Source organism: Nitratidesulfovibrio liaohensis, from assembly GCF_011682075.1.
In the GTDB taxonomy this organism is placed as follows: Bacteria; Desulfobacterota; Desulfovibrionia; order Desulfovibrionales; family Desulfovibrionaceae; genus Cupidesulfovibrio; species Cupidesulfovibrio liaohensis.
The window spans coordinates 1-2467 of record NZ_VSMK01000403.1 but is presented as its reverse complement, the minus strand read 5'-3'; the positions used below and the strand labels follow the sequence as shown (position 1 = coordinate 2467).

The 2467-nt window shown below is 65.1% G+C and carries 2 protein-coding genes and 1 pseudogene; 1 reads left to right on the top strand and 2 read right to left on the bottom strand.

What is annotated here, in order from left to right; translation table 11 throughout:
- Positions 1 to 281 (bottom strand): L-threonylcarbamoyladenylate synthase (locus FVW27_RS13015; RefSeq protein ID WP_243838433.1); only part of this gene is annotated, 281 nt, incomplete at its 3' end.
- Positions 282 to 417: 136 nt separating this feature from the next.
- Between FVW27_RS13015 and FVW27_RS13010 the strand changes: the two genes are divergently transcribed.
- Positions 418 to 885 carry a 23S rRNA (pseudouridine(1915)-N(3))-methyltransferase RlmH gene (locus tag FVW27_RS13010; protein WP_167125767.1) on the top strand — a complete coding sequence of 156 codons (468 nt, stop codon included), beginning with the start codon at positions 418 to 420 and terminating at the stop codon, positions 883 to 885.
- A gap of 234 nt (positions 886 to 1119) precedes the next feature.
- Here FVW27_RS13010 and FVW27_RS13005 read toward each other — a convergent pair.
- Positions 1120 to 2467 (bottom strand): annotated as a pseudogene (locus FVW27_RS13005) (STT3 domain-containing protein); the annotation flags it as partial.

The following is a 2467-nucleotide window of genomic DNA, read 5'->3' as shown; positions in this document are numbered from 1 at the left end:
CCGGGCGCGGCAGGCAGCAGGATGGACAGCGGCCCCGGCCAGAACCGCCGGGCCAGGCCTTCCGCCACCGGACCCATGGGGGCCGCCACCTGCGCCAACTGGTCCACGTGGCCCACGATGACCGGCAGGGCCAGGCGGTGGGCGCGGCGTTTCACCCGGTACACTTCGTCCACGGCACCCGCATGGGTGGCCAGGCACCCCACGCCAAAGAAGGTCTCGGTGGGAAACACCACCACCCGTCCCGAGCGCAGCAGCGCGACGGCATCGTCCATGTTCAGCATCTGGCAATCCGTTGTTGGGTCAGGCATGACAACAAAACTGGGAATCCGGCCGGATGCCGCGCCGCGCCATGCGGCTTGCCGCCCATGCCGCGCCGGGGTAGACCATGGCCCGAAAACACACGCATCCGGAGGTTTCGTGAAATCACTGCGCCTTCTGGCGGTGGGCAAGCTGAAGACGCCGTTCTGGCAGCAGGCCGCCGCGCATTACCTGGAACGGCTGCGCCACACCTGGCGCGTGACCGAAACCCTGGTCCGCGACGGCGACGCCGCCCTGCCGCCCGCCAGACGCAACGCGGACGAAGGCGCGCGCCTGCTGGCCGCCCTTGGCCCCGCCGACATTGTTGTGTGCATGGACGAACGCGGCAAGGCCTACACCTCGCGCGAGTTCGCCGCGCTGCTGGACCGGCTGACGGAAAACGCCACGGCGGCGCCGTGCTTCGTCATTGGTGGCGCCTACGGCCTGGACGATGCCGTGCTCAAGCGGGCCACCCTGCGCGTCTGCCTTGGCCCCATGACCTTCCCCCACGAGATGGCCCGGGTGCTGCTGCTGGAACAGCTGTACCGGGCAGACTGCATCTTGCGCGGCTCACCCTACCACCATTAGCCGCGAAGGGTGCTTTCGCCGCGACATCAGCATCCGCACGTTGCGCGCCTTCCAGCGCAACTGGCCCAAAACCAATACAAGCAATCTGGCGGGTGGCGTCACGCGTAGGATTTTTGTTCTCTGCCAAGGAAGGACGGCTTTTTATGGAGGGAGTATACTTTAATGGTATTCGACCGGAATAAAAAGCTGTCCTGACACAGGCAGAGGGCAAAAAGACACGCGTGGCGCCACCCGCTACAATACTTCGTACACACGCGTATGCACGTTGTCGAACACCAGCTTGAAATATGGCGTAAAGCGCGGGTCTTCCGGTGACGACAGCAGCAACTGCACCATCAGCGTGTTGTACATGTCGTCGTCGATGACCAACTTGTCGCCGGTGGTGCGGTTGAAGATGAAGTGCCGCCCGTTGAACCGGAAGTACATCTGGCGTTGCAGACCGGTATCGTCGAACACGTCGATGGATTCCGCGTACACCGGGTCCATGTTCTGCACCAGCACCACACCGTTCTCCATGCTGAATTGCAGCGGTTTGCTGATGGAGGCTATCTGGTAGCCCCGGCCTTCCTTGGCCAGAAAGTCCCACCGGCCATAGGTGGTTATCCAGAAGCCCAGGCGCAGCATGTCGAAACTGACCACAAGATACTGCCTGCCCTGCGCCGCCACCAGCGGTTCCTTGCGGGCGGCCAGCTTGCGCATCAGATCGTCGGCATCGTGGTTGTTCATGCCCTCGAAGACGTTGCCGGGAATGTTGTCCTTGCTGGCCGCGTACTTGATGAGCTGCCGGGCAAAGCGCGGATTGTCCGAGGCATACACGGCGGCGGGCACGAACAGCGAAGGCCCGCCGTGGCTCGCGCCGTCGGCGATGGTCGAACGGTGCGCGAAATGATGGGTGGAATAGCCCCAGTCCCACCAGTTCCAGATCATGGAATCTTCCGGGGTGTTGGTGCGCAGGAATTTCAGCGCCGCCGCGTGCCGCCGGTTAAGGATGGGCCCCTGGGTCATGGCCGGAATCACTTCAAGGTACGGCGCGCCCAGCACCATCAGCAGCACGGCGGAAACCAGAAGCCGCCCGGCGGTGCGGTAGAAGTTGTCGCGCAGCACAAGGCCCGCCAGCCAGTGCACCGGCATGCATATGCCAAGAGCCATCACCGGCGCCCCGAACATGACCATGCGCCCGCCCAGTTTGATGGACAGGAAGGCCAGCACCGCCAGCGGCAGGTGGAACAACGCCGCCGGACGCGCCACCAGCGCGATGCCGAACCCGGCCAGCCCAGCCAGCGCGGCGGGCATCCACGGATGGAAGTAGGCCAGCACCTCCGCCACCGAAAGGTCCTGCACCTCGATGATGCTCTGGGCCACCGAAGGATAGACCAGCACGTCGCCGTCGGCCTGGGCCACGGCATCGCCCGCCCGCTTGATGTAGCTTTGGGCCGAATTCAGCATGGTCCGGAACACGTCGGCATCGGCCACCAGCCACAGCACCACCAACCACAGCGCGGCGTGCACCACCCGCCGCTCGGCCAGCGCCCGCAGGAAGGGCCACGGACCGCGCAGCCCCACCGCCAGCAGCGCTGCCCCG